We start from the raw sequence: 26,529 nt of genomic DNA, 5'->3' as shown, positions 1-26,529 counted from the left end.
AACAGTCGGGCTATCACTACTCGCTCCCTCCTTGGGTCGGGGAGCTCAAACATACCGTTCTATCCCTAACGCGAGCAACGTTTTAATAAAAAAAATTAGTTTAAAAGTGTATTAATAAATACGGTTAAATTTTGTGCGTTTAATCCAATAGACTGTTGTAATTCGTCAACAGTTCCGTGTTCTAAAAATACATCAGGAATACCAAGTGTTTTAATATTGTTTGTAAAATGGTAAGCAGCAGCAAACTCTAAAATAGCACTTCCAAAACCACCTACAATACTATTATCTTCAATAGTAATAATGGTGTTGTATTTTTTTAAAATGAAAAGCAATAACTTTTTGTCCAAAGGTTTTATAAAACGCATATCATAATGCGAAATAGCATCAGGATTATTCGTGTTTTTTACAGCTGAGGTTACATGTTCTGCCATATTTCCAACGCTTAAAATAGCAAGTTTATTACCTGTTTTAAGTGTAGTTGCAGTACCTAATTCAATTTTAGAAAACGGTTGTTTCCAGTCTATGGTTACACCGCGTCCTCTTGGGTACCTTATAGCAATAGGATACTCTAAACCAAGCTGTGCCGTATACATAATGTTACGCAGTTCAATTTCGTTTCTTGGCGCAAAAATAACAAGATTAGGTATGTTGCGTAAGTACGATAAATCGTAAACACCATGATGTGTAGCGCCATCTTCTCCTACCAATCCTGCTCTATCTAAACAAAAAATAACAGGTAGTTTTTGTAATGCTACATCATGTATAATTTGATCGTAAGCACGTTGTAAAAAAGTAGAGTAAATATTACAGTAAACCACCAACCCTTGTGTGGCCATACCAGCAGCCAATGTTACAGCGTGCTGCTCTGCAATGCCAACATCAAAAGCGCGATTTGGCATAGTATCCATCATGTATTTTAACGAGCTCCCTGTGGGCATAGCTGGTGTAATGCCTACAATATCTTTATTTTGCTTAGCTAACTCTACAATAGTATGGCCAAAAACATCTTGGTATTTAGGGGGTTGTACAGTAGCCGATTTAACAAACAAATCTCCAGTTTTAGCATTAAACTTACCTGGAGCATGATATTTTACTTGATTCTCTTCGGCTTGTTTTAAACCTTTACCCTTTGTAGTAATAATATGTAAAAACTTTGGGCCTTTAACTGTTTTTAATCGTTTTAATTCTGTAATAAGTACAGGTAAATTATGCCCGTCTATCGGACCAGAATAATCAAAATTTAAAGCTTCAAAAATATTGTCTTGTTTCTGTGTGCCTTTTTTAACATTAGTTAAATACATTTTTAATGCGCCAACACTTGGGTCTATACCAATGGCATTGTCGTTTAAAATAACTAGTAAATTAGCATGGGTAACACCAGCGTGGTTTAAACCTTCAAACGCCATGCCTCCTGCAATACTAGCATCTCCAATAACTGCTACGTGTTGTTTATTTAAGTCGCCTTTTAATTGCGATGCTATGGCCATACCTAAGGCTGCCGAAATAGAGGTAGAGGCGTGCCCAACACCAAAGGTGTCGTATGGACTTTCTGTGCGTTTTGGAAATCCGCTTAGGCCTCCAAGTTGTCTATTGGTATGAAAATTGTCTTTTCTACCTGTTAATATTTTATGTCCGTAAGCTTGGTGTCCAACATCCCAAATAAGTTGATCTTTTGGTGTGTTAAATACGTAATGTAATGCAATAGTAAGTTCTACTACGCCCAAACTTGCGCCTAAATGCCCTTCTTTTGTTGCGACTATATTAATAATAAAGTGGCGTAACTCGTTGGCTAGTTGGTTTAAGTCTTCTGGATTTAAAAGTCTAAGATCTTCTGGACTTTTTATTGTATTTAAAATGTTTTTTTGCACAAAGCAAAAGTACAAGTTTTTATTATTCTTCTGCTTTAAAAACAAAGGCTAATGTGTGGTTGCTATTCTTCTGGCTGTATTATAAACTAATTAACTGCTTAATATTGTATTTTTGTTTTATGATAGAGCCTTTTGACGATACGTATTTTATGAAAAGAGCACTTCAGGAAGCAGAGCTTGCTTACGAGAAAGGTGAGATTCCTGTTGGTGCAGTAATTGTTATTGATAATAAAATTATTGCTCGCGGGCATAATTTAACCGAGACTTTAAACGATGTAACTGCACATGCAGAAATGCAGGCTATTACTGCAGCTGCCAGTTTTTTAGGGGGTAAATATCTTCAAAAATGTACTTTGTATGTTACTTTAGAGCCTTGCCAAATGTGCGCAGGCGCTTTGTATTGGAGTCAGATTTCTAATATTGTTTATGGCGCTAGAGACGAAGAGCGTGGCTGTATTAATTTAAACACGAAACTACATCCTAAAACAGTTGTTAAAGGTGGTGTTTTGGCTAATGAGGCTTCTAGTTTATTAAAACGATTTTTTATTGAACGTCGTAACCTAAATTAACCCTGCTTTTACTTTTTTTAGTAGGTTTGCTTGCGTAAAGGGATAAATATAATACGACTAACTATTTAAGTTGTCTTGTGGTGTTTCGTCTTCTTCTGGAATAATATTTATAGAGGGTTTTCTTAATACTTCTTTATTTGCTATGTTACGCTCTAGCGATAATAGTAGCGATGGTAGTAAAAGTAGGTTTGATAGCATGGCAAATAGTAGTGTTGCCGATACTAATGCGCCGAGTGCTACAGTGCCACCAAAACTTGATATGGTAAATACAGAGAAACCAAAGAATAATACTATTGATGTATAAAACATACTTACGCCAGTTTCTCGCAAAGCACCATAAACCGATGTTTTTATTTTCCAGTTGTTGGTTTGTAACTCTTGGCGGTATTTTGCTAAAAAGTGAATGGTGTCATCTACCGATATACCAAAGGCTATACTAAATACTAATATCGTTGATGGTTTTATGGGGACACCTAAATAGCCCATAAGTCCTGCAGTTATTACTAATGGAAGCAAGTTTGGTATTAGCGATACTATAATCATTCGGCCAGATCTAAACATGTAAGCCATAAATAGCGAAATTAAAAGTATGGCTAACGATAGGGATATGGCTAAGTTTTTTACCAAATATTTTGTGCCTTTTAAAAAAACTAAGGCGCTACCAGTTACAATAACATCAAAACGATCTTTAGGAAAAACTTTGTCTATTTTGGTTTGTAAATTTTCTTCGATACGCTCCATTTTGTCGGTGCCAATATCTTTCATAAAGGTTGTTATTCTTGCGTATTGTCCTGTGCTATCTACAAAATTGTTTAACATGTTTACATTAGATGTAGAGTTTTTTGCATACGATAGAATAAAACTGTTTTCTTGAGATGTTGGTAATTGGTAATATTTTGGCTTACCATTGTAGTAGGCTTGTTTTGAATATTTTACTAAGCTTACTACAGATACAGGTTTAGATAATTCTGGAGTTTCTATTATTAAATCCTCTAGCTCGTTCATGCGTTTTAAAGTAGAGAGTTTCATAACTCCTTTTTTACGCTTGGTATCTACCATAATTTCTACGGGCATAATACCGTTAAACTCGTTTTCGAAAAACCTAATATCGTTAACAAACTCTGAGTCTTGTGGCATATCTTCTATTAAACTGCCAGAAATTTTTATTTGATAAATACCAATTATACTTGCTATAAGTAGCACTAAAGAAAAACAATAAATGGTTATACGTCTTTGTCTTACCATGCGCTCCATCCAGTTTACAAAGCCACCAATCCAACGTTTGTTTAAATGCTCTAAGTGGCGATCTTTTGGAAAAGGTAAAAAGGTATATATTATTGGTATTATTAATAAACATAGTATAAAAATGGCTAATATACTTAGCGATGCTACTACACCAAACTCTTTTAATAGTTTGCTTTCTGTTAGTATAAAGGTAGCAAAACCAGATGCTGTGGTAACATTTGTCATTAATGTAGCGTTACCAATTTTTGTAATAACACGTTGTAAAGATTTTACTTTGTTACCATGTAATTTAACTTCGTGCTGGTATTTATTAATTAAGAAAATACAGTTTGGAATACCAATTACAATAATTAATGGCGGAATTAAAGCTGTTAAAACACTTACTTCGTATTTTAAAAGACCAATAATACCTAGGGTCCAAGCTACACCAATACATACTACTACTAGCGAAATAAAAGTGGCTCTAAACGATCTAAAAAAGAAAAAGAATATAAGAGATGTTACTAGTAGTGCAGCTATTACAAATAAATTAATTTCGTCTATAATATTCTGAGAGTTCATGGTACGTATGTATGGCATACCAGAAACTCTAACATCTAGATTATTGGTGGTTTCAAAAGCTTTTGTTTTTGGCAACAAATCGTTTAAAACAAACTTTTTTCTAGCCGATGTGTTAACTATAGACTTTTTTAAATATACAGCAGTACGAATGGTTTTTGTTTTGCTGTTAAATAGAAAATTATCGTAAAAAGGATATTGTACAAACAGCTCTTTTTGAAGCTTTTCTATTTGCGCTATAGATGTTATGGAGTCTTTTATAAAGGGCTCTAAAGCAAACTTTTGGTTAGCGCTATCTTTTATAAGTTTTTGTAAATCTTTTATAGATATTACCGATTCTACAGCGTCGTAGTCTTTAAGTTCGTCGCAAAATGTATTCCAAGCTTTTAACTTATCTACAGTAAAAAGCGTGCTATCTTTTACTCCAATTATAATTAGGTTTCCTTCTTCTCCAAAGGTTTGTAAAAACTTGTTGTAAGTAAGGTTTACCTCGTGATTATCTGGTAGCATATTGGCTTCAGAGTTGCTAAAGCGCATGTATTGCCATTGTGTACTAAATAGATAGGTTACTAAAATAATTGCAATAAGAATACTTATTTTATTTCTAAGAATAAGCCTTGCTGTAATGTCCCAAAATTGTGCTGTAAAAAGTTTAAACATACCTTAGTTTAAAAAGATTGGCAAAGGTAGAAAAAACCTATGTATTAAGTACTTGAAAAGTTTTATAATGTTAGATTAAAAGTAAATTTTAACGCAATATTATCTTGTACTTGCGGTAAGTGATAAGCGCCATACCTATATGTAAAACTTAACCCGAAACCAAAGAATAATTTATTAAGCTCTATTCCAGATTCTGTGTACCCTTTGTTTAAAGAACCAAAAGATATATTTTGATGTCGCTCTATATTGTTAATACTACCAACAGCATAGCGAGAAATTAACGCCATTTGAGGCTTAAACCATACCGAAATGTTAAAAGGCTTAAATGTGTGTTTAAATTGAATGGTTGTAAATTTATCTGAAAAAAACTCGTTAAAAAACATAGTTTCGAAACTGTTAATACCTGCAACCGAGAAACGTTGCATAACCGTTTGTTTGTTAATATTGTTGGGGTAAGCGTGGTATAAATGTGTTAGCGGAATGTCTCCGTTTGATAGACCAGAAACCAAAATAAACTCAGATTCACTTTCGTTTTTATGAAATATTTTATGAATTGCTTTAATATCTAATTTAGAGAAGTTAAAGTTACTTTTAGCTATATTTTTAAAGCTTTTACTATACTGAACCGTAATTTTTGGATAAGCAGCTACAGTTTCTTTTAGTTCGTCTTTTTCGTTATAATTATATGTGCTAAACGGACTCCATTGTAGCGCAAATTTGGCAGTTGTTAAACGGTAGGTTTCAAAACTATTGGCCCCAAGTTGGTATTTATAGTTATAGGTTGACGATATGTTACTTAATGCAAATTCAGATTCGGTTAATATTTTGGGTGCCAATTGGTGTTCTAAAGACAGTGCTTTTGTAATATGCTTGTGAAACAAATCGATATTAAGTAGCCTAGGCTCAAAAAACTGAAAAAACCGTTTGTCGGTTAAAAATTTAGAGCTTCCGGTTTCTTGTAAGTCATCGGTATAAGATAAGTTAATCCAGGTTTTTGTTTTTTTTGCTAGTCTGTAACCACCAGCTACATTATATTTAAACCTAGAATCTCCAAAACCATAAACACCATAACCTGTTACTCTAAAGTTTTTAGCAAAAGCTTTGGTTGTTTCTCCTCCAAATCCAGTTCTTAAAGCTTCATATTGGTTATACTTTACTAAATATCTTAAATCAAAATTAAAATATTTTGTAGGTAAATAACCGTTAGCTAAGTGCTTTATAAAATTACTTTTTTTTGTAGAATCTTTTTGAGTTTCAAAATATTTATTGGTATTATACTGCGCGTTTATGGTGCCAGAAACTAGAGTAAAAAAGAGTAATACCGAACAAAATTTGAGCATCAGTAGCGTGTAAAACAGGTTTTAGTTTAATAAAAGAAAAGCGACATAATAGTCGCTTTTAGTATTTATTTAGTTGTGTAACAATAATTATACCGTCATAATTTCTTTTTCTTTAGCAGAAAAAGTATCATCAATATTTTTAACGTAAGTATCTGTCATTTGTTGTACATCAATCTCTGCATTTTTTTTAAGATCTTCAGATACATCATCTAACTTTTTAATGTCGTTATTAGCCTCTTTACGAGCGCTTCTTACACCAACTTTAGCATGTTCTGCTTCTGCTTTAGCTTGTTTAGCTAAGTCGCGTCTGCGCTCTTCTGTAAGTGCTGGTACGTTTATAATTATGGTTTCTCCATTATTCATAGGGTTAAAACCTAAGTTGGCAAGCATAATACCTCGTTCTACTTCTTGAAGCATGTTTTTTTCCCAAGGTTGTACAGTAATGGTTCTGCCATCTGGTGTATTTACATTTGCAACTTGAGCTAGTGGGGTTTGAGACCCATAGTAATCTACCATGACACTACCAAGCATTGCAGGACTTGCTTTTCCTGCTCTAATGTTTAGTAGTTGCTTTTCTAAATGCTTTTGTGCATTATCCATTGCTTCTTTAGTAGAATCTAGTATAAATTTTATTTCCTCGTTCATTGTTTAAAGTTTTAATAAGTATTAATATTCAAAAATTGCACCAAATTTTTAAATGTTAACTTCTGTGCCAATACATTCTCCAGCAACTACTTTAAGTAGGTTTCCTTTTTTGTTCATATCAAACACAATAATAGGTAGTTTGTTTTCCTGACTTAAAGTAAAAGCTGTTGTATCCATAACTTTTAAGCCTTTACGCAACACATCGTCAAACGAAATATTATCAAACTTAATAGCAGTTGCATCTTTTTCTGGATCGGCAGTGTATATTCCATCTACACGAGTTCCTTTAAGAATTACGTCTGCTTCTACTTCAATAGCTCTTAATACAGCAGCAGAATCCGTAGTAAAATAAGGATTTCCTGTTCCTCCACCAAATATAACGACACGACCTTTTTCAAGGTGTCTCATAGCTTTTCTTCTAATAAAAGGTTCTGCAACTTCATTAATTTTTATAGCGGTTTGTAATCTAGTTGGTATTTCGGCATCTTCTAAAGCGCCTTGTAAAGCTAGACCGTTAATAACGGTAGCAAGCATTCCCATGTGGTCGCCTTGCACTCGATCCATACCTTTGCTAGCCCCAGCAACACCTCTAAAAATGTTTCCGCCACCAATAACTATGGCTACTTGTACGCCTTTATCTGTAATGGTTTTAATATCTTGAGCATATTCGGCTAAACGTTCTGGGTCTATACCGTATTGGCGATCTCCCATTAAGGCTTCACCAGATAGTTTTAGGAGTATTCTTTTGTATTTCATAGGTTTTTGTTACTGAAGTTGTGCAAATATAATGATAATCTTAATTCTGAAAACTATTTTAAAATAGGAAATAAAAAAGTTTATAATTCGTATTTTTTTATGTTTTAATTATTTGTTGTACGAAAAAAGAATAATTACCTAAAAGAAATATTATGTGTTTAAGTTTCTTTGTTTAAAATACTGTAAATCGAATTTGTATGGATGCTTATCTTAAAAAAGCTTTTAATATAGTCTTGGGTATTTTTTCAGTATTTATTTTGTTAATAATAAGTCTCTTTATTTTTCTTAAAAAAAATTATAGTATGACTTTATTGGTGACAGTTATTAGTGTATTTCCTCTATGGGGATACGTTTGTTTTTAAAGGTATTTTGTGCATTGTGTAGTTATTAATCATACTTTAAATAAAAAGAGGATTATGGGTAATCTTTAGCTACTGGCATAAAAAAAACCACTATTCAAAATAAGAATAGTGGTTTAATATTATAATTTTCGCGAAAGCGAAAAGTGTTTTTTAAGAAATTATCCTAATGCAACACGTTTAAATCCTGTTAAAACAACATCTCCGTAAGAAGAAACATATTTAGCAACATCGATTTTTTCGTCTTTAATAAACTTTTGATCTAATAAACATTGTTCTTGATCTAAAGTAGTATTATCAGAAATAAAACGCTCCATTTTACCTGGTAAAATTTTATCCCAGATTTTTTCTGGTTTACCTTCTGCAGCCAATTGTGCTTTAGCATCTGCTTCAGCTTGAGCTAATGCTTCAGGAGTTAATTGTGCCATAGAAATATATTGAGGTACATTTTTAAGTGTTTTACCTAAACGACCTAATTCAATATTATCTTTTTCAATTACAGCAATTCTAGCTTCAGTTTCAGATGCAATATAAGCAGGATCAAAATCTTTGTAAGATAATGTTGTAGCTCCCATTGATGCAATTTGCATAGCAACATCTTTAGCTAAAACTTCAGCGTTATCTACAACAGCAGATAATCCAACTAAAGCAGCAATCTTGTTAATGTGTACATAAGTACCAACATAAGCAGCTTCTAATTTTTCAAAACCGTTAATTTCTAATTTTTCACCAACTACACCAGTTTGCTCAATTAGTTTTTCTGCAACAGTCATTCCTCCAAAATCAGCAGCTAAAAATGCTTCTTTAGAGTCTTGAGTTAAAGCGATTTCTGCTAATTGGTTAGCTAAGGCTAAAAAGTTTTCGTTTTTACCTACAAAATCAGTTTCACAACCTAATACAATAGCAACACCAGCTGTGTTGTCTGCATTAACTTTAGAAACAGCAGCACCTTCGCTAGAATCGCGATCTGCTCTTTTTGCTGCAACTTTCTGACCTTTTTTACGTAAAACTTCAATAGCTTTATCAAAATCTCCTTCTGCTTCAACTAATGCTTTTTTGCAGTCCATCATACCTGCACCTGTAGCTTGTCTTAATTTATTTACTTCAGCTGCTGTAATTTTTACTGTAGTACTCATAGTAATTATAATTTAAAAAAGTCGTTCAATATATTTTCAACAAAGAAAAGAACTAAACGACTTAATGATGTTGTGTTAATGTTATTTTATTCTTCTTCTTCAGTAGCTGTTGCTTTAGCTGGAGCTGCTTCCTTTTTAGGAGCTGCTTTAGCTGCTGCAGTAGCTTCTTTTTCAGATTTACGTTCTGCTAAACCTTGAGCAATAGAACTAGTAACGTGCGTTAAAATTTTATTGATTGATTTAGAAGCATCATCATTTGCAGGGATAACATAATCAACTTGACGTGGGTCAGAGTTTGTATCAACCATTGCAAAAATAGGAATGTTTAATTTTTGAGCTTCTTTAATCGCGATATGCTCACGCTTAATATCTACAACAAATAAAGCACCTGGTAAACGAGTCATGTCTGTTATAGAACCTAAGTTTTTTTCTAACTTAGATCTTAAACGATCTACTTGTAAACGTTCTTTTTTAGATAAAGTCATAAAAGTACCATCCTTCTTCATTCTATCAATAGTAGCCATTTTTTTAACAGCTTTTCTAATAGTAACAAAGTTAGTTAACATTCCACCTGGCCATCTTTCTGTAATGTAAGGCATGTTAATTTCTCCAGCTTTTTCTGATACGATATCTTTTGCTTGCTTTTTAGTCGCTACGAATAAAATTTTACGTCCAGATGCTGCAATTTTAGCAAGTGCTGCTCCAGCTTCGTCAATTTTAGCCGCGGTTTTATATAAATTGATTATATGGATACCGTTACGCTCCATATATACGTAAGGCGCCATGTTAGGGTCCCACTTACGTGTAAGGTGTCCGAAATGTACACCTGCTTCAAGTAATTCTTTTACTTCTACTGCCATTTTGTAATAGTTTACGTTCTGTTGAATTAGCAATGTTCCTTTGGCTTTATAGCTTTAGGCTTCATTTAGATGCTAAACTAAATCCTGTGTTTTTCAACACTAGGACAACAATAACTGTTTTATTTTTTTGTTTAAATTTCAACAAGATTGAGTATACTGTAAATAGAAACTCAATCGAGTTGAGGATAATATTAACGTTTCGAGAATTGGAATTTTTTACGCGCTTTCTTCTGACCGAATTTCTTACGCTCTACCATTCTAGGGTCTCTGGTTAATAAACCTTCTGGTTTTAATATTAGTCTGTTCTCTGCATCTACTTCGCACATTGCACGAGATATTGCTAAACGAACAGCCTCTGCTTGACCTGTAATACCACCTCCATATACATTTACTGTAATATCAAAGTTGTCGTCATTGTTAGTCAAAGCTAATGGTTGTTTTACTTTGTACTGTAAAGTCGCAGTAGTAAAATAGTTAGCTAAGTCTTTTTTATTAATCGTAATGTTTCCTTTTCCTGCAGAAACATAAGCACGAGCAACAGCCGTCTTCCTACGGCCAATTTTGTGAATTACTTCCATGTTATTTAAATTCTTCTAAGTTTATTGTTTTTGGCTTTTGAGCTTCATGTTTATGAGCTGTGCCAACAACAACTGTTAAGTTACGGAATAAATCTGCACCTAATTTGTTTTTAGGTAGCATTCCTTTTACTGATTTTTCTACAAGTCTTGCTGGATCTTTTCCAAACAATTCTGTTGCAGTTAAACTTCTTTGACCACCTGGGTAACCTGTGTGACGGATATAAGATTTATCTGTCCATTTGTTTCCAGTTAAGTTGATTTTTTCTGAGTTGATAACAATAACGTTATCTCCACAATCAACGTGTGGTGTGAAGCTAGGTTTGTGTTTACCTCTTAAAAGTTTTGCAACTTTAGAAGCTAAACGACCCAAAGATTGACCTTCAGCATCAACTAATACCCACTGCTTATCTACAGTAGCTTTGTTTGCTGAAATCGTTTTGTAGCTTAATGTGTCCACGTTTTATTTATTTTTTATTAAACATTCCTCTTTTAAAAAGAGTTTGCAAATTTACGATTAAATATTTGATTACCAAATAGTGTGCTGTATTCTTTTTGTAAAATTAAATGTATTGATATTTAAGGCTTTAACTGCCATGGGTAATCTGAAATAAAAAAAGCTAAGTAAATTCAATTTACTTAGCTGCTTTTATTTAATTAAACGTTTTAATTTATTTACCTAAACCAATAGTAATACCTCCAGAATAGTAAGTTCCTTTTCCTATGTTTCTTCCGCTTACAACAGTGCCAGAAGCTAAGCTTACACCTAGTGTTTTTGTAATAGGAGCGTAAAGGTTTAAACCTACTCTAGAGTAGCCTACTTTAGTTTCTGGAAAGTTACCTGCAAAATTAGCAGAGTTTATATCTAAAATACCATTGCTTTTTTGTGCATCAAACCAAGCATCAGCATAAAATGATTTTCCTGCGTATCCTATTTTTATTTGTGCATTAAGACTATTTGGAACATCATATTTAGCACCAGTACCTAAGCCTAAATTATTGTCTGCTTCTCCTCTTATAGAGTAACCTACAAAAGCATTCCCAAAAAAGCCAGAGTTGTTATTGTATTGTAAACCTAATTTAGCATCAATAGAAGAGGCGCCATTACCTATAGAAAGTATTCCGTTAGGTTCATAGTTTAAAGCGTAAGACCCTCCAATGGCAATAACACCTGTGGTTGTACCATTTTCATGCTGTGTAGTAAAAGGAGCCCATTTAACTAATAGACTTATGTCTTGTAGGTCAGATTGTTCTGTGGTTCCATTTACAGGATCTGCAGCACCATCACCAGTAGCTTTTATATATGGTAGGTTTATAATTGCTGTAATCTTATCTGTAATACCATAATTAGCATATATATTATATATGTTTTGATCAATTTGGTTGTGGGCTGGTACAGCATCTACTTGATCTAAACCTAAAAAGAATTTTTCGTAAGTAGCATAAGTGTAAGAAAGCGAGATGTTAGCTTCCCCTTTTTTGTTAAAAAAACCATCAGGGTTAATTTGTGCTTGTGTTTTTTGTACAGCAATTGTTAGTAAAGTTGTACATGCAATTAATAATTTAAGTTTCATAGTATATTTTTTTATTTGGGCATTAAGACGATTTAAAATTTGTCTCATTACAAAAATCATGTTAACTTTTATTTAAGATATTGCTTTTGGGTAATGGTTGTTTTTGTTAGTTCTTGATTTTTAGTCGCTTATCGGGTTTTTGCTATTGTTATTTTTTTTAAAATTAAAAGGTTTCGTAATCGCAACCTTTTATTAGTTTTGCATCTTTTAAATATATAATATGATCTCAGTTGATAATTTGGCGGTAGAATTTAGCGGGCATACGCTTTTTAGTGATGTTTCCTTCACCATTAATGCTAACGATAAAATTGCACTAATGGGAAAAAATGGTGCAGGAAAATCTACAATGATGAAAATTATTGCAGGGGTTCAAAATCCTACTCGCGGTAATGTGCGTTGCCCAAAAGAAGCGGTAATAGCGTATTTACCACAACATTTATTAACAGAAGACGATACTACGGTTTTTGATGAAGCGTCTAAAGCATTTAGCCACGTATTTGAAATGCGTGCAGAAATGGAGGATTTAAATAAGCAATTGGAAACGCGTACCGATTACGAATCGGATGCGTATATGAAATTAATAGAGCGTGTATCTGATTTAGGAGAAACCTATTATGCCCTTGAAGAGGTTAATTACGATGCCGAAGTAGAAAAAGCACTAAAAGGATTAGGTTTTAAACAAGAAGATTTTACTAGGCAAACTAAAGAGTTTAGTGGTGGTTGGCGTATGCGTATCGAGTTGGTTAAAATTCTTTTACAAAAACCAGATTTAATATTATTGGACGAGCCAACCAACCATATAGATATAGAGTCGGTTATTTGGTTAGAAGATTTTTTATTAAATAAAGCCAATGCGGTGGTTGTTATTTCGCACGATAAAGCATTTATCGATAATATTACCAATAGAACTATAGAGGTTACCATGGGTAAAATTTACGATTACAAAGCTAATTACTCACATTATTTGCAATTAAGAGAAGATAGAAGGGCGCATCAAATTAAGGCTTACGAAGAACAGAAAAAGTTTATAGCCGATAATCAGGCGTTTATAGATCGTTTTAAAGGAACGTTTTCTAAAACCAATCAGGTAAATTCGCGCGAGCGTATGTTAGAAAAATTAGAGATTATAGAAATTGATGATGTCGATACGTCTGCCTTAAAACTACGTTTTCCTAAAACGCAGCGTTCTGGCGATTATCCTGTAACGGTTAAAGAGGTATCTAAATCTTACGACGATCATGTGGTGTTTAAAAATGCTAGCATGTCTATATCTAGAGGCGAAAAAGTGTGTTTTGTTGGCAGAAACGGAGAGGGAAAGTCTACTATGATAAAAGCCATTTTAGGCGAAATAGATGTAAAGGGCGAATGTGTGTTAGGGCATAACGTGCAGGTGGGATATTTTGCCCAAAACCAAGCCGCTTTGTTAGACGAGGATTTAACTATTTTTCAGACGGTAGATGAAGTGGCGCAAGGTGATGTAAGAAAACAAATAAAAAACATTTTAGGGCGTTTTATGTTTAAAGGCGATGCTATAGATAAAAAAGTGAGTGTGCTTTCTGGTGGAGAAAAAACGAGATTAGCCATGGTGAAACTTTTATTAGAGCCTGTAAACTTGTTAATTTTAGATGAGCCAACAAATCATTTAGATTTAAAATCGAAAGATGTTTTAAAAGAAGCTTTGTTGGATTTTGATGGTACTTTGGTTTTGGTGTCTCACGATCGCGATTTTCTTCAAGGTTTGTCTAAAAAGGTTTTTGAGTTTAAAGACCAACGTGTTATAGAGCATTTTGAAACCATAGATGCTTTTCTTGAGCGTAATAGATTAGAGAGTATTAAAGCAATGGATTTATAGTGTTTAAGAAAGTTAAGGTGTTATGATTTATTATAAAGTAGTTGTTGTTATAATGCTTAGTGCTTTTGGTTTAAAAGCGCAAAGTAGGTTATACCCTAATAACTCCAATAAAATAAAACTAAAACAGGTTTTACTAGGTAATACACTAAGTTTGCAAGATCCAGAGTACAATATAAATAAGGTGCTTTTGTTTAATACAGAAACCTTAGAACGTATTGAATATGATAATGAATCTCAAGCTATTAATATTAATTTAGATGAAGTTTTAAGAGGCTTGTACACAGCTATGGTATATGTAAATGGCAATATAATAGCATTTAAGTTAATTGTAAAAAATGATGGTTCTTTATTAAAGACCGCGTCTAAAAAATCAGAATTAGATGCTACTGAGAAAACGGTTAGGTTTTACCGTGTTGTTGCTACTTTAAATAATGGGTCTCGTGTTAGTCGCTATAATGTTTTTTCTGAGGAGCAAAAAGAGATATTAATTAAAAGAAATCTATACGATTTAGGATCTTACACAGGTAAAAAGAATACACTATTACTTACTGCTGTTTACATAGACAGAAGTGAAGCAGTGGTTTATGAAACGCCAAAGCCTTAACTTTTTATAATAAAAGCACTGCCAAATAAGTACGATATTACGATTTAAATACTGCTTATTGCAAACAAACCCTGCGTTAGGGATTGTAGTGAAAAGCCCACAGCGCCCACGAAGTTTTTAGGGCGCGAGGACTTGTAGCGTAAAGCCCGACCCTTGTGGTAACGCCAAAATGTTTTGTTTTAACTTTTTTGCAATTGACCTAATTTTAAGAACTAACCATTAATTTTTGACTAAATTTGCAACGTTATGCAAGAATTACAATTATCGGATTGGTTACCTACCACAAACAAAGAGGTAAAAATACGCGGATGGCAAGAGTTAGACGTTATACTTTTTAGTGGCGATGCTTACGTAGATCATCCAACGTTTGGACCTGCTGTTATTGGGCGTATGCTAGAAAGTTTTGGTTTGCGCGTGGCTATTGTGCCACAGCCTAATGTAAACGATAATCTTCAAGATTTTGTAAAACTAGGTAAGCCAAAATTGTTTTTTGGTGTTACTGGTGGTTGTATGGACCCAATGATTAGTAATTATAATGCTAATAAAAAGAAACGTGATAAAGATGCTTACACGCCTAATGGCGATATTGGGTTTAGGCCAGATTACGCGACATCTGTATACTCTAAAATTTTAAAAGATAAATGGCCAGATACTCCGGTTTTAATTGGCGGTATTGAGGCGTCTTTACGTCGTGTTACGCATTACGATTATTGGAGTGATAAGTTGTTGCCTTCTATTTTAGAAACATCGAAAGCCGATATGTTGGTTTACGGTATGGGCGAGCAACCGTTGCGCGAAGTGGTGCGTTTATTAGAACGCGGTGTGCCTTTTTCTAGTATAAATACGGTATTGCAAACTGCGGTGCTTTTAAATAAAGATGAAAAAATACCGAAAAACAGTAATTGGGAAGATGTTGAAATTGCTTCGCATGAAGTGTGTTTGAAGGATAAGAAAAAATACGCGTCTAATTTTAAGGTGATTGAGCAGGAGTCTAATAAACTGGCTGCTAGACGAATTTTTCAGAAAATAGGCGATAAAACGTTGATGATTAATCCACCTTATCCAACTATGACAGAAAAGGAGATTGATGCGTCTTTCGATTTGCCTTACACTCGCTTACCTCATCCAAAATATAATAAGCGCGGACCAATTCCTGCGTTCGAAATGATTAAGTTTTCTATTAACATTCATCGTGGATGTTTTGGTGGTTGTAGTTTTTGTACTATTTCTGCGCACCAAGGTAAATTTATTGCATCTCGTAGTCAGGAATCTATTTTAAAAGAAGTAGACACCGTTGCTAACATGCCCGATTTTAAAGGCTATTTAAGCGATATTGGTGGGCCAAGTGCTAATATGTATCAAATGAAAGGTAAAATACAATCTATTTGCGACAAGTGTGTGGCGCCTAGTTGTATTTCGCCAGTTATTTGTAGTAACTTAGATACATCACACAAACCGTTAACAGAATTATACCAAGCGGTAGATAAACACCCAAAGGTAAAAAAGTCTTTTATTGGTTCTGGAATTCGACACGATATGTTGGTGCCCGAATTTAATAAAAATGCAGACCCAAAAGAGCTTGATGCTTATACCGAAGAGGTGATGACGAAGCACGTTTCTGGTAGACTTAAAGTAGCGCCAGAGCATACCAGCGATCCTGTTTTAAAATTAATGCGTAAACCATCATTTAGTTACTTCCATAAGTTTAAAGAGCGCTTTGATAAAATTAATATAGCCAAAGGGTTAAAGCTGCAGCTTATACCTTATTTTATATCTAATCATCCAGCTTGCGAGGTGGAAGATATGGCAAATCTTGCTGCCGAAACTAAAGATATGGGTTTCCAGCTTGAGCAAGTACAAGGGTTTACACCAACACCCATGACGGTTGCTACCGTTATTTATTATAGCGGTTACCACCCTTACACGCTTAAAAAAGTTAATACGCCAAAAACCCGAAAAGAAAAAGATGAGCAACACCGTTTTTTCTTCTGGTATAAAGACGAAAATAAGGCGTGGATTAAAAAGACCTTAAATAAAGTTGGACGTACAGATTTATTAAAAGTTTTATTGCCCGAAAAAACAGAAAGATGGCGTAAAAACAAACCTAAAGGCGAAGCTAAAAACACTTTTAATGATGCTGTGCCTTTTAACCAGCGAAAAAACAAGGTTAAATATAAGGGGAAACAGAAAAAACGTCGTTAAATTTTAATTTAGCATTTTTGTAAATTCTGTTTTTAAGTTGTGATATTGTTATTATACACAATTTTAAATGGTATTTTGTAAACTGAAAAACAAAGCTCTCTATTTGTGTGGTTTTTTTTAGGAGAATTGAATCTAGGTTTATCTATCTATTCTTTTGTTCTTAGATTGCTCTTCGTTAGTTGTTGCAAGAGCATAAGCTAAAACACCAACTTCTATAAGTAAAATGGCAATTTTGGCTTTTTGTTGAATTATTATAGATAATATATTTATATCTATAAGATCAAAATTGAATTCCAAATTTTTTAACCTTTTTGAGTGATTCAAAGCATTTTAATAAAGCAATTTCCTTGACAGATTCTTTCTTTAACAGTTTTGAGCTTGTATATTTTATATTAGACAGCTCTTTATATTCAAAAACCTTAGTTTGCTCACCTAAAGCAATGATTTTTTTCCATTCTTCTGATGATAGTAATTTTAGTCTGTCGTAAATTGGTTTTATCTCAACTACTTCTTTTTCTTTTAGGTCTGAAAGCTTTTTAATTTCATCGACTTTATCAGGGTTATTGACTATAAATTCTAATCCTTTTTTACCAACATGGCAATCTTTAGAGTTTAAGTTTCTATTCTCTTTTAACTTTTTTACTAAATTAAATAGCTCATAAAAATCTAGATCATTAACAGGTTTTTTGTCTACATATTTTTTTAGACCATCCCAAAACTGTATCCCATTTTTCTTAATTTCACTTATTACAAAAAGGTTATTTTCTGTGTCATTTTCATCAACTTCTTTTTCCTTTGCTCTTAAGTTAGCCTCATCTTGAGTAATTAAATACTCATCTAAAACATTCTTGTCAAGATTGTATTTTTCTTCTTGTAATCTTTTCCAAGACAATTCTTTTTTTGCATACTCAGATATAAGTGTATTTACTGCATTTTTAGTTAAATGGTTATATACAAATACAAGTAGCTCTCTAAACATCTCTACAAAAGAGTCTTTAAGTTTTTGCTCAGTGTAGATTTTCCACAAGTCAGTTCTATTATTAGTTAAGAAATGGTAGTAAGCTATAGTATAAGCTACAGAAAAAGATTTTAAGTTAGTGTCACCTATAGCATCAACATTCTTTCTTCCAAAGAGCTTATCAACAGTCTTGAAAATGATTGCATTGGCAATAAATTTTTTATAGAAATTCTCACCTGGCATTTTGTTTTTTTCAACTAACTCATTAATGCTTTTAGTGAAGTCAATAAAGTTTTTCTGAGAACCTCTTGATACCATATAAGGTTTTTGCTCCCAAAGATTCATGTACTTGGCAATGTCAGATTTTACAAACTTCTGTTTAGTTGGATTTTGTTCTTTAAACTTCTTTTGCATACTCGGAGTAAGCTTATTAATAGCTTCTCTATATTGTCCTTTTACTCTTTCAAAATACCATAGAACAGATTGGTTTTTATTTTCAGGATTAGCAACATATTTCTTTCTAGATAAGCTTTCTATTTTTACGAAATATGGGTTGTTAGATGACAAGTCTAATTCTGTAACCTTGTTTTGACTATTAGCATATCTAGCTATATTAGGAACTTCTATGTTTTTCTTATCAATGTCCTTAATAACAGTTAATTTCATTTGAACAGAAATACTACTTAAATCCGCATCTTTATACTTTTTTTGAGTATGATAAAGAGAAGCTGTAGTTTGACCTCCATTTACAATCTGAAAATCATTTAACTTAGTTACAAAGAGCTGATTGTTTATGACTTTTGTCTCAACTTCATTAGCTGTGGCTGTTATCCCATTATTATAAGGTAGAAACATTTGGGGTTTTTCCCTAATTGTATCTCTAATACCTTTATTGAATTTACCAGCTTGACCAAGAAAAGCTCTAACATTGCTTTCTAATAACTCATTAGAGAACTCCTTATATAAGTTTGCTAAAACATATCCGGGTATAATGGCTAAGTAGCAATCATATAATTCATCTATGGTAGGGACTTTAAGACACTGAACACCTTGTTGGTTATCATTTAAAAAATCAGAGAATTTAATTTCAATAGGCTCTCTATTACTATTAGTCTCATTAATTCTAAAAAATCTATTTATGTCCCAAACATGAAGGTTTATGCTTAAACTTTCATCTATCCCTTTTAATTTAATTTTGTTCTCTGGTTGTTTAGAATTACCATTCATTAGTAGGTAAATATTAACTCTATCAAAAAGGTGGTTTTGCTTACCTATAATTTTCAGAAGCTCTATTAATTCATCATTAGATGAATCTATATAATCTATATGTCTTTTAATAGCCCCGTTCAGGAATCTCTTTATTTGGTTTAAGGTCTTAGTAAATTCCGTTGAAAGAATGTTGTAATCATAATCATCAGCATTATAATAAGTAATGAACAATTCTAAAGTTTCAAAATAACTCTTATTGCTATCATCTTTGTAAGAATCTTTCAAGCAATAGCCATTAATCTTCCAATCAATTCCTCCTTTTGAGTTAGGGTGAATGAAGGATAAAACTCTTGCGCCATCAGTCTTTCCTATAGACTCTAGAACCTCAATGCAGTACTCGGTAAATTTATCTTCAAAACTAGAACCTTCACCATCTGAATATACTAACGCTGCAACTTCAGACTTTACTTCATCTATATAATTTCTTAAAGCTCTATTCATTCTTTAATTCATTAATTATTGTGTCAAAATCAACTCTATAATCTTCAATAGCGGAATTTTCAATGTAATAAGAGGTGTTATAAATTCCTTGAGGTAGGCTATCAGTAGTTAGTTTTGGGAAAGAATCATTTACCTGATACAAAGACCTTGATTTTACTCCATATTGAGCATTGTAATTATCTCTATCTTCATCATAATATTCTGCTGATTCAAGTTTTTCATTAAAGTACTTTAGAGTGGCTGAGTTATTAGATATTTTGTCACGAATAATATCTACAGCAGAATTAAGGGAAATACCGTTTTCCTTTAATGTTTCAGATACGTAATTATTTAAAAAGAGATTTTCAACATTAGAAGTATCTAGTTGTCGTTCACTAGTAATTTTAATTCTAGGCAGTTTGGATATGGTGAATTTGATTTCAAAACAAGTTGCTCCAAGAGTAAAATCTTTATCTTCATAATCAGGTCCAGTCCAGCAGTTTAAAAGGTAGTCTGGGTTAATATTACTGTCAATTAACTCATTTAGAAATAAAAGTTCACCTAAAAGCCCTTTTTGTTGCTCCATGGTTAGCCCTTGTGTGTTTAGTTTGTCAAATAACTTTTTCCATTTTTGAATTACATTAGATGTAATAGTAATTGCCTCATTTTCTGTTGGTATGTTGCTAATTTCTTCAATTATGTTTTCAGCAAATAGACTGAATATGTCTTTTAACTCATTATCAATTAAATATATATTCAACTCTTTATTGTCCTCAAGGTCAAAAACATCTATTCTAACTCCTTTAAAATTCAAGTTTTTAAATTCTGGAATTGTGGTGTGATTTGACAATTCCATTATATAAAAATGATTACCGGTTATATGGTTTGTAGCTGCAAAGCAATTAAATTGAGGTAGTATATCAATTCTAGTCTTTATTACTAATTCATCATTTGAAGGCTTTTGTAACTCCCAAATTGACTTTAAATCTAACATAGTTATTCGCTTTTAGGGTTTTGCTCTTCAGGCATAACTTCTTCATCAAAATCATCAAAGATTGTAGCCGTATAAGATGTTTTGGTTTCGTTATCTATTTCAGGGAAATATATACTGTAACCAACTATAGGAGTGTTGTTTTTTAAACTACTAGTTCCTCTTTCATCTAACCCATAAATTAGAAGCAATCCTTTTCTTTCAATTTTTCTTTGTTGTTTTATCGAACTGTATGACTCTAAATCTTGTTTTTCTAAATCAACTTGTCTATCACCCAAGTCATCAATCTGATTTTTGGTTATCTTATATTGTTCAGAAAGTTCAGTTTGGTTCCTTATACTACAAGTCAAATCATAAGTCTTTTCTTCAGAGGTTAGGGTATAATTTTTGGAAAGGCCTTTAGTTTTTATTCTGTTTTTTCTGTCATCTTCATTTTTATAAAAACCTACTTCTTTATCAGTGTTAGAAACTATACACACTGTCCATTCTTTGATACTTCTTTTAGCTCTTTGTAATTCTATATAGTCTGTTATTACTTGCTTGTTTATATGAGGTGTGTCAACACTGAATCCATTTATGAATTCTGTTAAAGGTTCCGTGTCAACATTATTAAAGATTAAATATCTCAACTTCCCTCTTTTATCAACTGTTTTGACATTGCTAAGTCTATTAGTTAAAACCTGCAATTGTTTGAAGTTGTTGTTTATTGAGTCAAAGTCTTTATTTAAAAGATATGTTTGGAGGTTAGTGCCAGAAAATGAAATCTTTATATTAGTAGACCAATATAATTTAGAAGCACTAGTTACGGCTAATAAGCCATGATGGTTTCTAACTTTTAGTTTAAAATCTTTTGGTTTTAGATTTTGAGAACTCATAATATCAAAATCATTTCGCATTTCTTCGGTAGCCATGGTTATATGGTTAAACCAATCAAAGATTCTATTATTGGTAAAAAGCCTACATAAATCAACATAACCGGGTCTGTATCCAAACCATCTTCCCATTTGCATAAGAGAGTCATACATTTTAGTAGTCCTTAGATAATAACTTACAGATAGACCTTCAAGGGTAATACCTCTTGATAATTTACCTCCACCAATAGCAATTACAGATAAACCGTTTTCATGTCTATCATAGTCTATATTGGAGATGTTGTGGTAATCTATTTTTGATAATGAAGTAGTACCATGTACAGCTCTTACATCAAATTTTTTAATTGCTGTTCTAATTTCTTTCCTTACTTCCTCCCAAGTATGAGTTTTAATTCTATTGTCTTTATATCTAAGATTTTCTAAAACATTTTCAGTAGTCGGCTTAAAGTCAGATTCAAAGATATTTCTCATCTCTTCGATAAACTCAATATCATTAGCCTCAATATTATTGGTGAACTCTTTTACCAATTCATTTACAAGTAAAGCAACTCTGTCTATCCATTTAACATATAAAGCAACATGAATGAGCATGGAGTTATGCTTTTTTTCGTGTCCTCTAAGTCTTCTTATTGCACAAGTAAGAATAAAGGATTTGATTGCATACTTCAGACTATTTGGAAGATATTCAGGTAAATCGTCTTTGTTATGCTTATTGATTTTTTCAAAAAGTGGAGGATTATATTCTTCGCTATAAATTGGTCTAAAAATGTCTAGTGGCTCTGTGCTTTCTTCAGAATTAGGGTCTTCTAGACCAAACAAAGTTGAAGCTCCTATATAGTTTTTAGCGGCTTTAATATTGACAATAAAATGCTTAGGAAATAAATCATCTCCAATGAAGTATTCTTTACCTTTAACATATGTTGTTAAATCTTCATTGTACTCTTGAGATATGAACAAATTAGCGTAAGGTGTAGCTGTATATCCTATAAAAGTATTTTGGTCAAATAAGTTAAGTAAGACTCTTATTAGTTTATTTATTGTTTTTACTTCATTAATATCTTTAGTAGTATTTACTGATGCATAATCTGACTCATCATCAATTATTAATGCAGGAGTATTCATTAATTTTTTTCTCCCTTCTACAGTCTTGATGTTTTCGTTATGTGCTAACCAGTCTATTATATTGCTTAAGGGCGTAACATTTTTTTTTATTACAAATACCACTGGATTTTTTCCAAGAGGAATGTTAGAGTTATTTAGTTGATTAGTATTAAAGTCTCCCTCATCTCCCTTGTGGTAATAGGAAGAGGTCAGAGGGTATATGTCTGTTTTTACCTTAAACTCGCCAACCCCTTTTATTCTATTCTCTCTTTTATTTCTTAAGTATGCTGAACTATCTCTGCCTACATATCCAGCATCTATTCTCTCTTGTGTCTGTCTTCTTAGAGAGCTTATAGTTCCTGCAATAACAATTATTAATTTATAACCTGCATCAGTAGCTTTATTTATCAATCCTACATAGTTTGATGTTTTTCCAGATTGCACATGTCCAACCACCATACCTCTTCTGTCCCAAGAACCTTTCTGTTTAGGGTTTACACATTTGTCTAGAATTTTATCTGTAAAGTCATCTAGTGACGGTATTGGGAAAGAAGGGTCTTTTGCTTTTAGATACATTTTATATCTTTCCCAAAGTTCAAATTCTATATTTACCTTTTCTTCATTAAGCCAAGGCTCAATATCATCATCCATATAAGAAATCGAGCCAGCCCCAACACTGTAATCAGAAACTAATTGCTCAAATAAGGAAGCTCTATCTATAGTTTCTCCAACAGCTTCATGCATTACAGAAACTCTATCAATAATTTCATTAATTTTTTCTTCTGTGATAGCCCCACTTTTTTTTGCATTATCCAAAAAAGTATGTGCGTAGAGCCTTGCTGTATTGTTTATGCTTTCTGTCATTTTAAATAGTTATTAATAAGTGGGAAAAGGTTAAATGGTACAGAATTCATTATTTGCTGTTTTGCTAGTGACTCAGGTATGCCATTTTCTATATTTATTTTAAACAAATCAATAGCTAACTGAATTAAAGCATCATCTGGAGTTTCAGATATTTTCTCTAATTCATGATGAGAAGGGTCTTCATTTTGATTGTAAAGAATAAGTTCAATAGGTATATTACTTTCTATTAGCTTAAGTGTTTTAGAAAAAATCTTCTTTGATCCTTCTATCTCTAGAGCTTGAGCTACTATTGGATGTTTTCTATTTATCTGATATTTTTTAATTCCTCCCCTATTTGTAGTGTCTTTCCAGAGTTTTTCCAAGTTATTTCCACTACCTATTTGTGAAATAGATTTCTGACCCCTCCAATTATAAATCTTAGCAGACTTTTTAATAGCAATTTTAGCTATTCGAGATAATTCTCTACGTATTTCAATAGGAGGTGTTGCTGTAGATTTTTTTATATCCAAATTCCAATCAAAATCTCCAGTATTTGGAAAGTTTACAGCAATTCTAGCTAATTTGGAATAGTCTCTTTTCTTTTCAAGTCCTAACCAGTCTCCTGATACTAAAAGCCTATCTCCTCTATAAATATAAAAGCCTTGTTGATTGAACCAGCCTAAAGGTCCTCCAGATTTTTCATACTCATCATGTGATATTCTTGACATATGGGGTAGGATGTAATATGTTACTTCAACATTATTACTTAATCTTTCAGGTTGCCCCATCTCTGGTTTAGTAGTAAGATTATAAAGGAATGGATTCCAAGCCTCAATAGAATAAGAGTTGGAGCTCAGGATTAGGCGAGAGTTTTCAATGAATCTATGGAAAACGAGCCCAAGATGCTCTTTAACAATAGACATTTCTTGATAGAAAGCATTTTTTACACTTTCATTATTGTTCTGAGCATCCCCAACAATTCTGTCTAGATTTTCCCACAATACTAATGTTCCAGAATCAAACTTGTCTAGAAGTTCTATAAAGCTTGAGTCTGAAATATAATCTAATAAAACCCATTCTTCAATTTTATTGATGTAGTCAATATCCCAACACCTCTTTATTGTTTTATAGCCTTTCTTTTTTGTTATTACAGTAAGTCTTTTGCATTGAGAGAATGAAGCTGTTTTAAGTCCCATGCCAAATCTACCGAGGTCATTTTCGCTTCTAATTTCTTCGGGGTCTTTGCTTCCAGGAGTCATTGCTTCAATAAGCTCTTCCAAGTTCATCCCATTGCCATTGTCAATGATAGAGATGAATGACTTTTTCCCTTCCCATTTATAGTCTACTTCTACTAAGCTTGCATTTGCAGAAATACTATTATCCACAATATCTGCAATAGCTGTAGATAAATTATAGCCAAAACTTCTATAAGAATTTATTGTTGATTTTGGGTTAGGTCTTGCATTTTCAGCTTTGTATTGATGCATATTAATAGCCAATTATTAGTACTCCATTTAAAGGTAATTTTAATCTTTCTGAGGTGTATAGTGTGTCAAAAAACGTTGTTACTGAAGTAAAGTCTTTATTATTCTTGTAAATATTCCTAACAGCAATAACTAAATATTCAACATCTGACATCATACAAGCTTGAAATAAATCTTTTAAAAATTGATAATTTAAAACTCCTCTTCCTGCCTCAACTTCAATTACAGTTTTAGTATTTTCATTATATCCGTCAGCATCAAAGTATTTTTCAAGTTTTCCATTTAGACCAAATAAAACAGGAACATTTATCTTGTCAATTTTCTTTTTACTCTTTTCAACTTTAAAACCTATGTATTCTAATGAAGGACATAAACAACTTAGAACTTCATCACTTTTTTTGTAATTCTCACTTGAATTAATTTGTTTCTCATTTACTTTAAAAGCATTAACTACCTCATTAAGATGACTAGGAGTCTTATGACTTTTAGGAAAGTATTGCCAATTTATCAAGCTCATAACATTTCCCTGATTTTGTTAGCTATACCTTCCGCCATTAAAGGTGGAACTGCATTACCTATTTGTTTAAAAGCAGCAGTTCTACTACCTTCAAAAAAGAAATCATCTGGAAATGATTGAAGTCTAGCTGCCTCTCTTAGTGAGATAGATCTATTTTGTTTGATATCTGGATGAATATAATAATGACCATCCATAGCTATATGTGCAACTACAGTATTTGATATACCATTAGGGTTAACAACTTGAAATCTGTTTGTAAATGAAGTTGTGTTTTTATGCTTAATTAGTCTTTTAGGTAAATCCGCATAATTTAACCTTTTTCCTTTTTTTATTAATAAGTTGACAGCTATTCTGTATATCTCTAAATCTGTTTCATTATGAGGTCTTGCAATATGTTGGGTTGTAAAATTAACACCATTTCTAATACCAGTTTCTTTTAGATATTCGGTTATGGGTTTTACATACTTTACAACACCTAATGAACCTTCTCCGTGTTTTAGTTTAGGTAAATCAGAAAACAAACTTTTACCAAGATTATATTTTATTGCTTTTTCTTCAAAATCAGGATACTTTAATCTAGAACCTTTTTTCCAGCCTATCATTATAACTCTTTTCCTGTCCTGTAAGACATTAAAGTTTTTTGAGTTAAGATGTTTTGTTGAAGGAATTTCTATTTTATAACCAGCCTTATCAATTGCACTGAAAATCTTTTTTAAAAAAGTGCCATTACTAGCAGATAGAATACCAGGAACATTTTCAAATACAAACATTTTAGGTTGATATTTTTTTAAAAAGCCTACATAATGTTTGTAAAGATGATTTCTGGGGTCATCAACCATTCCCTTTGGGTCTCTAGCTCTTCCTACGATGGAATAAGCTTGACAGGGTGGTCCTCCAATAATTAAATCAACATTTTTATCACCTAATGAAGAATCTATTTGTTGAAATATAGGATTGAGAGTTTTTCTTGAAATTTCGGTATTGATAACTGAGTCAATCAAATTTTGAGGTACTGAACTCCAAAACTCTTCTCTGTCTATTTTCTTATTTAAATATTTATGGTATATTTCTATATTATCATTATCCTTGAGGTAATGGTAGGCAGTTCTTGTTTTTAGAGTATCACAAGCGTCTTTATTCATTTCCACATGTGCTATTGGATTGAATCCAGCCCTTATGAAGCCTTCGGATAAACCTCCAGCACCAGAAAACAAGTCGATAAAGTTTAATTTTTGTTTTTTCATTTCTTAGTAAGAATAAAATATTTATTC

The 26,529-nt window shown here is 32.5% G+C and carries 21 protein-coding genes; 4 read left to right on the top strand and 17 right to left on the bottom strand.

Going from position 1 to position 26,529, the window contains the following annotated elements; translation table 11 throughout:
* Positions 1 to 95: 95 nt before the first annotated feature.
* Positions 96 to 1,868: a 1-deoxy-D-xylulose-5-phosphate synthase gene (gene dxs / locus ABD715_RS07920; protein WP_344787613.1), complete on the bottom strand. Its 1,773-nt coding sequence runs from the start codon at positions 1,866 to 1,868 to the stop codon at positions 96 to 98.
* Positions 1,869 to 1,987: 119 nt separating this feature from the next.
* Here dxs and ABD715_RS07915 point away from each other — a divergent pair, with 119 nt between their 5' ends.
* The gene (locus ABD715_RS07915) at positions 1,988 to 2,437 is read left to right on the top strand and encodes a nucleoside deaminase (protein WP_344787612.1); all 450 of its coding nucleotides are present in this window, start codon (positions 1,988 to 1,990) and stop codon (positions 2,435 to 2,437) included.
* Between the two features lie 57 nt (positions 2,438 to 2,494).
* Here ABD715_RS07915 and ABD715_RS07910 read toward each other — a convergent pair whose 3' ends face one another.
* The 9 genes from ABD715_RS07910 to ABD715_RS07870 form a co-directional block, all read right to left on the bottom strand.
* Positions 2,495 to 4,900, bottom strand: a complete 2,406-nt coding sequence (locus tag ABD715_RS07910; protein WP_344787610.1) for an efflux RND transporter permease subunit — start codon at positions 4,898 to 4,900, stop codon at positions 2,495 to 2,497.
* Between the two features lie 62 nt (positions 4,901 to 4,962).
* Positions 4,963 to 6,240 carry a hypothetical protein gene (locus ABD715_RS07905; protein WP_344787609.1) on the bottom strand — a complete coding sequence of 426 codons (1,278 nt, stop codon included), beginning with the start codon at positions 6,238 to 6,240 and terminating at the stop codon, positions 4,963 to 4,965.
* Between the two features lie 87 nt (positions 6,241 to 6,327).
* Positions 6,328 to 6,885 carry a ribosome recycling factor gene (gene frr, locus ABD715_RS07900; protein ID WP_344787608.1) on the bottom strand — a complete coding sequence of 186 codons (558 nt, stop codon included), beginning with the start codon at positions 6,883 to 6,885 and terminating at the stop codon, positions 6,328 to 6,330.
* Between the two features lie 48 nt (positions 6,886 to 6,933).
* Positions 6,934 to 7,641, bottom strand: coding sequence for a UMP kinase (gene pyrH / locus ABD715_RS07895; RefSeq protein WP_344787607.1), 708 nt, complete (start codon positions 7,639 to 7,641; stop codon positions 6,934 to 6,936).
* A gap of 520 nt (positions 7,642 to 8,161) precedes the next feature.
* On the bottom strand, positions 8,162 to 9,136 hold the full coding sequence (gene tsf / locus ABD715_RS07890; protein WP_344787606.1) for a translation elongation factor Ts: 975 nt from the start codon (positions 9,134 to 9,136) through the stop codon (positions 8,162 to 8,164).
* Positions 9,137 to 9,222: 86 nt separating this feature from the next.
* Positions 9,223 to 9,996, bottom strand: a complete 774-nt coding sequence (gene rpsB, locus ABD715_RS07885) for a 30S ribosomal protein S2 (protein WP_344787605.1) — start codon at positions 9,994 to 9,996, stop codon at positions 9,223 to 9,225.
* 191 nt (positions 9,997 to 10,187) lie between these two features.
* Positions 10,188 to 10,574 (bottom strand): 30S ribosomal protein S9, encoded by a 387-nt coding sequence (rpsI, locus tag ABD715_RS07880; protein ID WP_344787604.1) that lies wholly within the window; start codon positions 10,572 to 10,574, stop codon positions 10,188 to 10,190.
* Position 10,575: 1 nt separating this feature from the next.
* Positions 10,576 to 11,031, bottom strand: coding sequence for a 50S ribosomal protein L13 (gene rplM, locus ABD715_RS07875; RefSeq protein WP_344787603.1), 456 nt, complete (start codon positions 11,029 to 11,031; stop codon positions 10,576 to 10,578).
* A gap of 211 nt (positions 11,032 to 11,242) precedes the next feature.
* Complete coding sequence (locus tag ABD715_RS07870) at positions 11,243 to 12,145, bottom strand: hypothetical protein (protein ID WP_344787601.1); 903 nt, start codon at positions 12,143 to 12,145, stop codon at positions 11,243 to 11,245.
* Positions 12,146 to 12,365: 220 nt separating this feature from the next.
* Here ABD715_RS07870 and ABD715_RS07865 point away from each other — a divergent pair, with 220 nt between their 5' ends.
* From ABD715_RS07865 to ABD715_RS07855, 3 genes are all read left to right on the top strand, one after another.
* Positions 12,366 to 13,997: an ABC-F family ATP-binding cassette domain-containing protein gene (locus ABD715_RS07865; RefSeq protein ID WP_344787600.1), complete on the top strand. Its 1,632-nt coding sequence runs from the start codon at positions 12,366 to 12,368 to the stop codon at positions 13,995 to 13,997.
* 22 nt (positions 13,998 to 14,019) lie between these two features.
* Positions 14,020 to 14,601, top strand: coding sequence for a hypothetical protein (locus tag ABD715_RS07860; protein ID WP_344787598.1), 582 nt, complete (start codon positions 14,020 to 14,022; stop codon positions 14,599 to 14,601).
* Positions 14,602 to 14,847: 246 nt separating this feature from the next.
* Complete coding sequence (locus ABD715_RS07855; protein ID WP_344787597.1) at positions 14,848 to 16,803, top strand: YgiQ family radical SAM protein; 1,956 nt, start codon at positions 14,848 to 14,850, stop codon at positions 16,801 to 16,803.
* Positions 16,804 to 16,941: 138 nt separating this feature from the next.
* On the opposite strand, the gene ABD715_RS07850 is transcribed toward ABD715_RS07855, so the two are convergent.
* Genes ABD715_RS07850 through ABD715_RS07820 form a run of 7 tightly spaced genes read right to left on the bottom strand, consistent with a single transcriptional unit; the run spans position 16,942 to position 26,502 of the window.
* Positions 16,942 to 17,100, bottom strand: coding sequence for a hypothetical protein (locus ABD715_RS07850; RefSeq protein WP_344787595.1), 159 nt, complete (start codon positions 17,098 to 17,100; stop codon positions 16,942 to 16,944).
* Complete coding sequence (locus ABD715_RS07845; protein ID WP_344787594.1) at positions 17,084 to 19,471, bottom strand: AIPR family protein; 2,388 nt, start codon at positions 19,469 to 19,471, stop codon at positions 17,084 to 17,086. Before ABD715_RS07845 ends, ABD715_RS07850 begins: the two co-directional genes overlap by 17 nt.
* Positions 19,464 to 20,444, bottom strand: coding sequence for a PD-(D/E)XK motif protein (locus ABD715_RS07840; protein ID WP_344787593.1), 981 nt, complete (start codon positions 20,442 to 20,444; stop codon positions 19,464 to 19,466). The genes ABD715_RS07845 and ABD715_RS07840 overlap by 8 nt, the downstream gene beginning before the upstream one ends.
* 2 nt (positions 20,445 to 20,446) lie before the next feature.
* Positions 20,447 to 23,278 carry a Z1 domain-containing protein gene (locus ABD715_RS07835; protein ID WP_344787592.1) on the bottom strand — a complete coding sequence of 944 codons (2,832 nt, stop codon included), beginning with the start codon at positions 23,276 to 23,278 and terminating at the stop codon, positions 20,447 to 20,449.
* Entirely contained in the window at positions 23,275 to 24,744 is a 1,470-nt protein-coding gene (locus ABD715_RS07830; RefSeq protein ID WP_344787590.1) for an ATP-binding protein, read from the bottom strand. The genes ABD715_RS07835 and ABD715_RS07830 overlap by 4 nt, the downstream gene beginning before the upstream one ends.
* 1 nt (position 24,745) lies before the next feature.
* Complete coding sequence (locus ABD715_RS07825) at positions 24,746 to 25,258, bottom strand: hypothetical protein (protein ID WP_344787588.1); 513 nt, start codon at positions 25,256 to 25,258, stop codon at positions 24,746 to 24,748.
* A complete protein-coding gene (locus tag ABD715_RS07820; protein WP_344787587.1) occupies positions 25,255 to 26,502 on the bottom strand; it encodes a DNA cytosine methyltransferase in 1,248 nt (415 codons plus the stop codon). The genes ABD715_RS07825 and ABD715_RS07820 overlap by 4 nt, the downstream gene beginning before the upstream one ends.
* Between the last annotated feature and the right edge of the window lie 27 nt (positions 26,503 to 26,529).

Source organism: Postechiella marina (assembly GCF_039538365.1).
GTDB classification, from domain to species: domain Bacteria; phylum Bacteroidota; class Bacteroidia; order Flavobacteriales; family Flavobacteriaceae; genus Postechiella; species Postechiella marina.
This window is presented reverse-complemented; position numbering and strand designations above follow the sequence as displayed.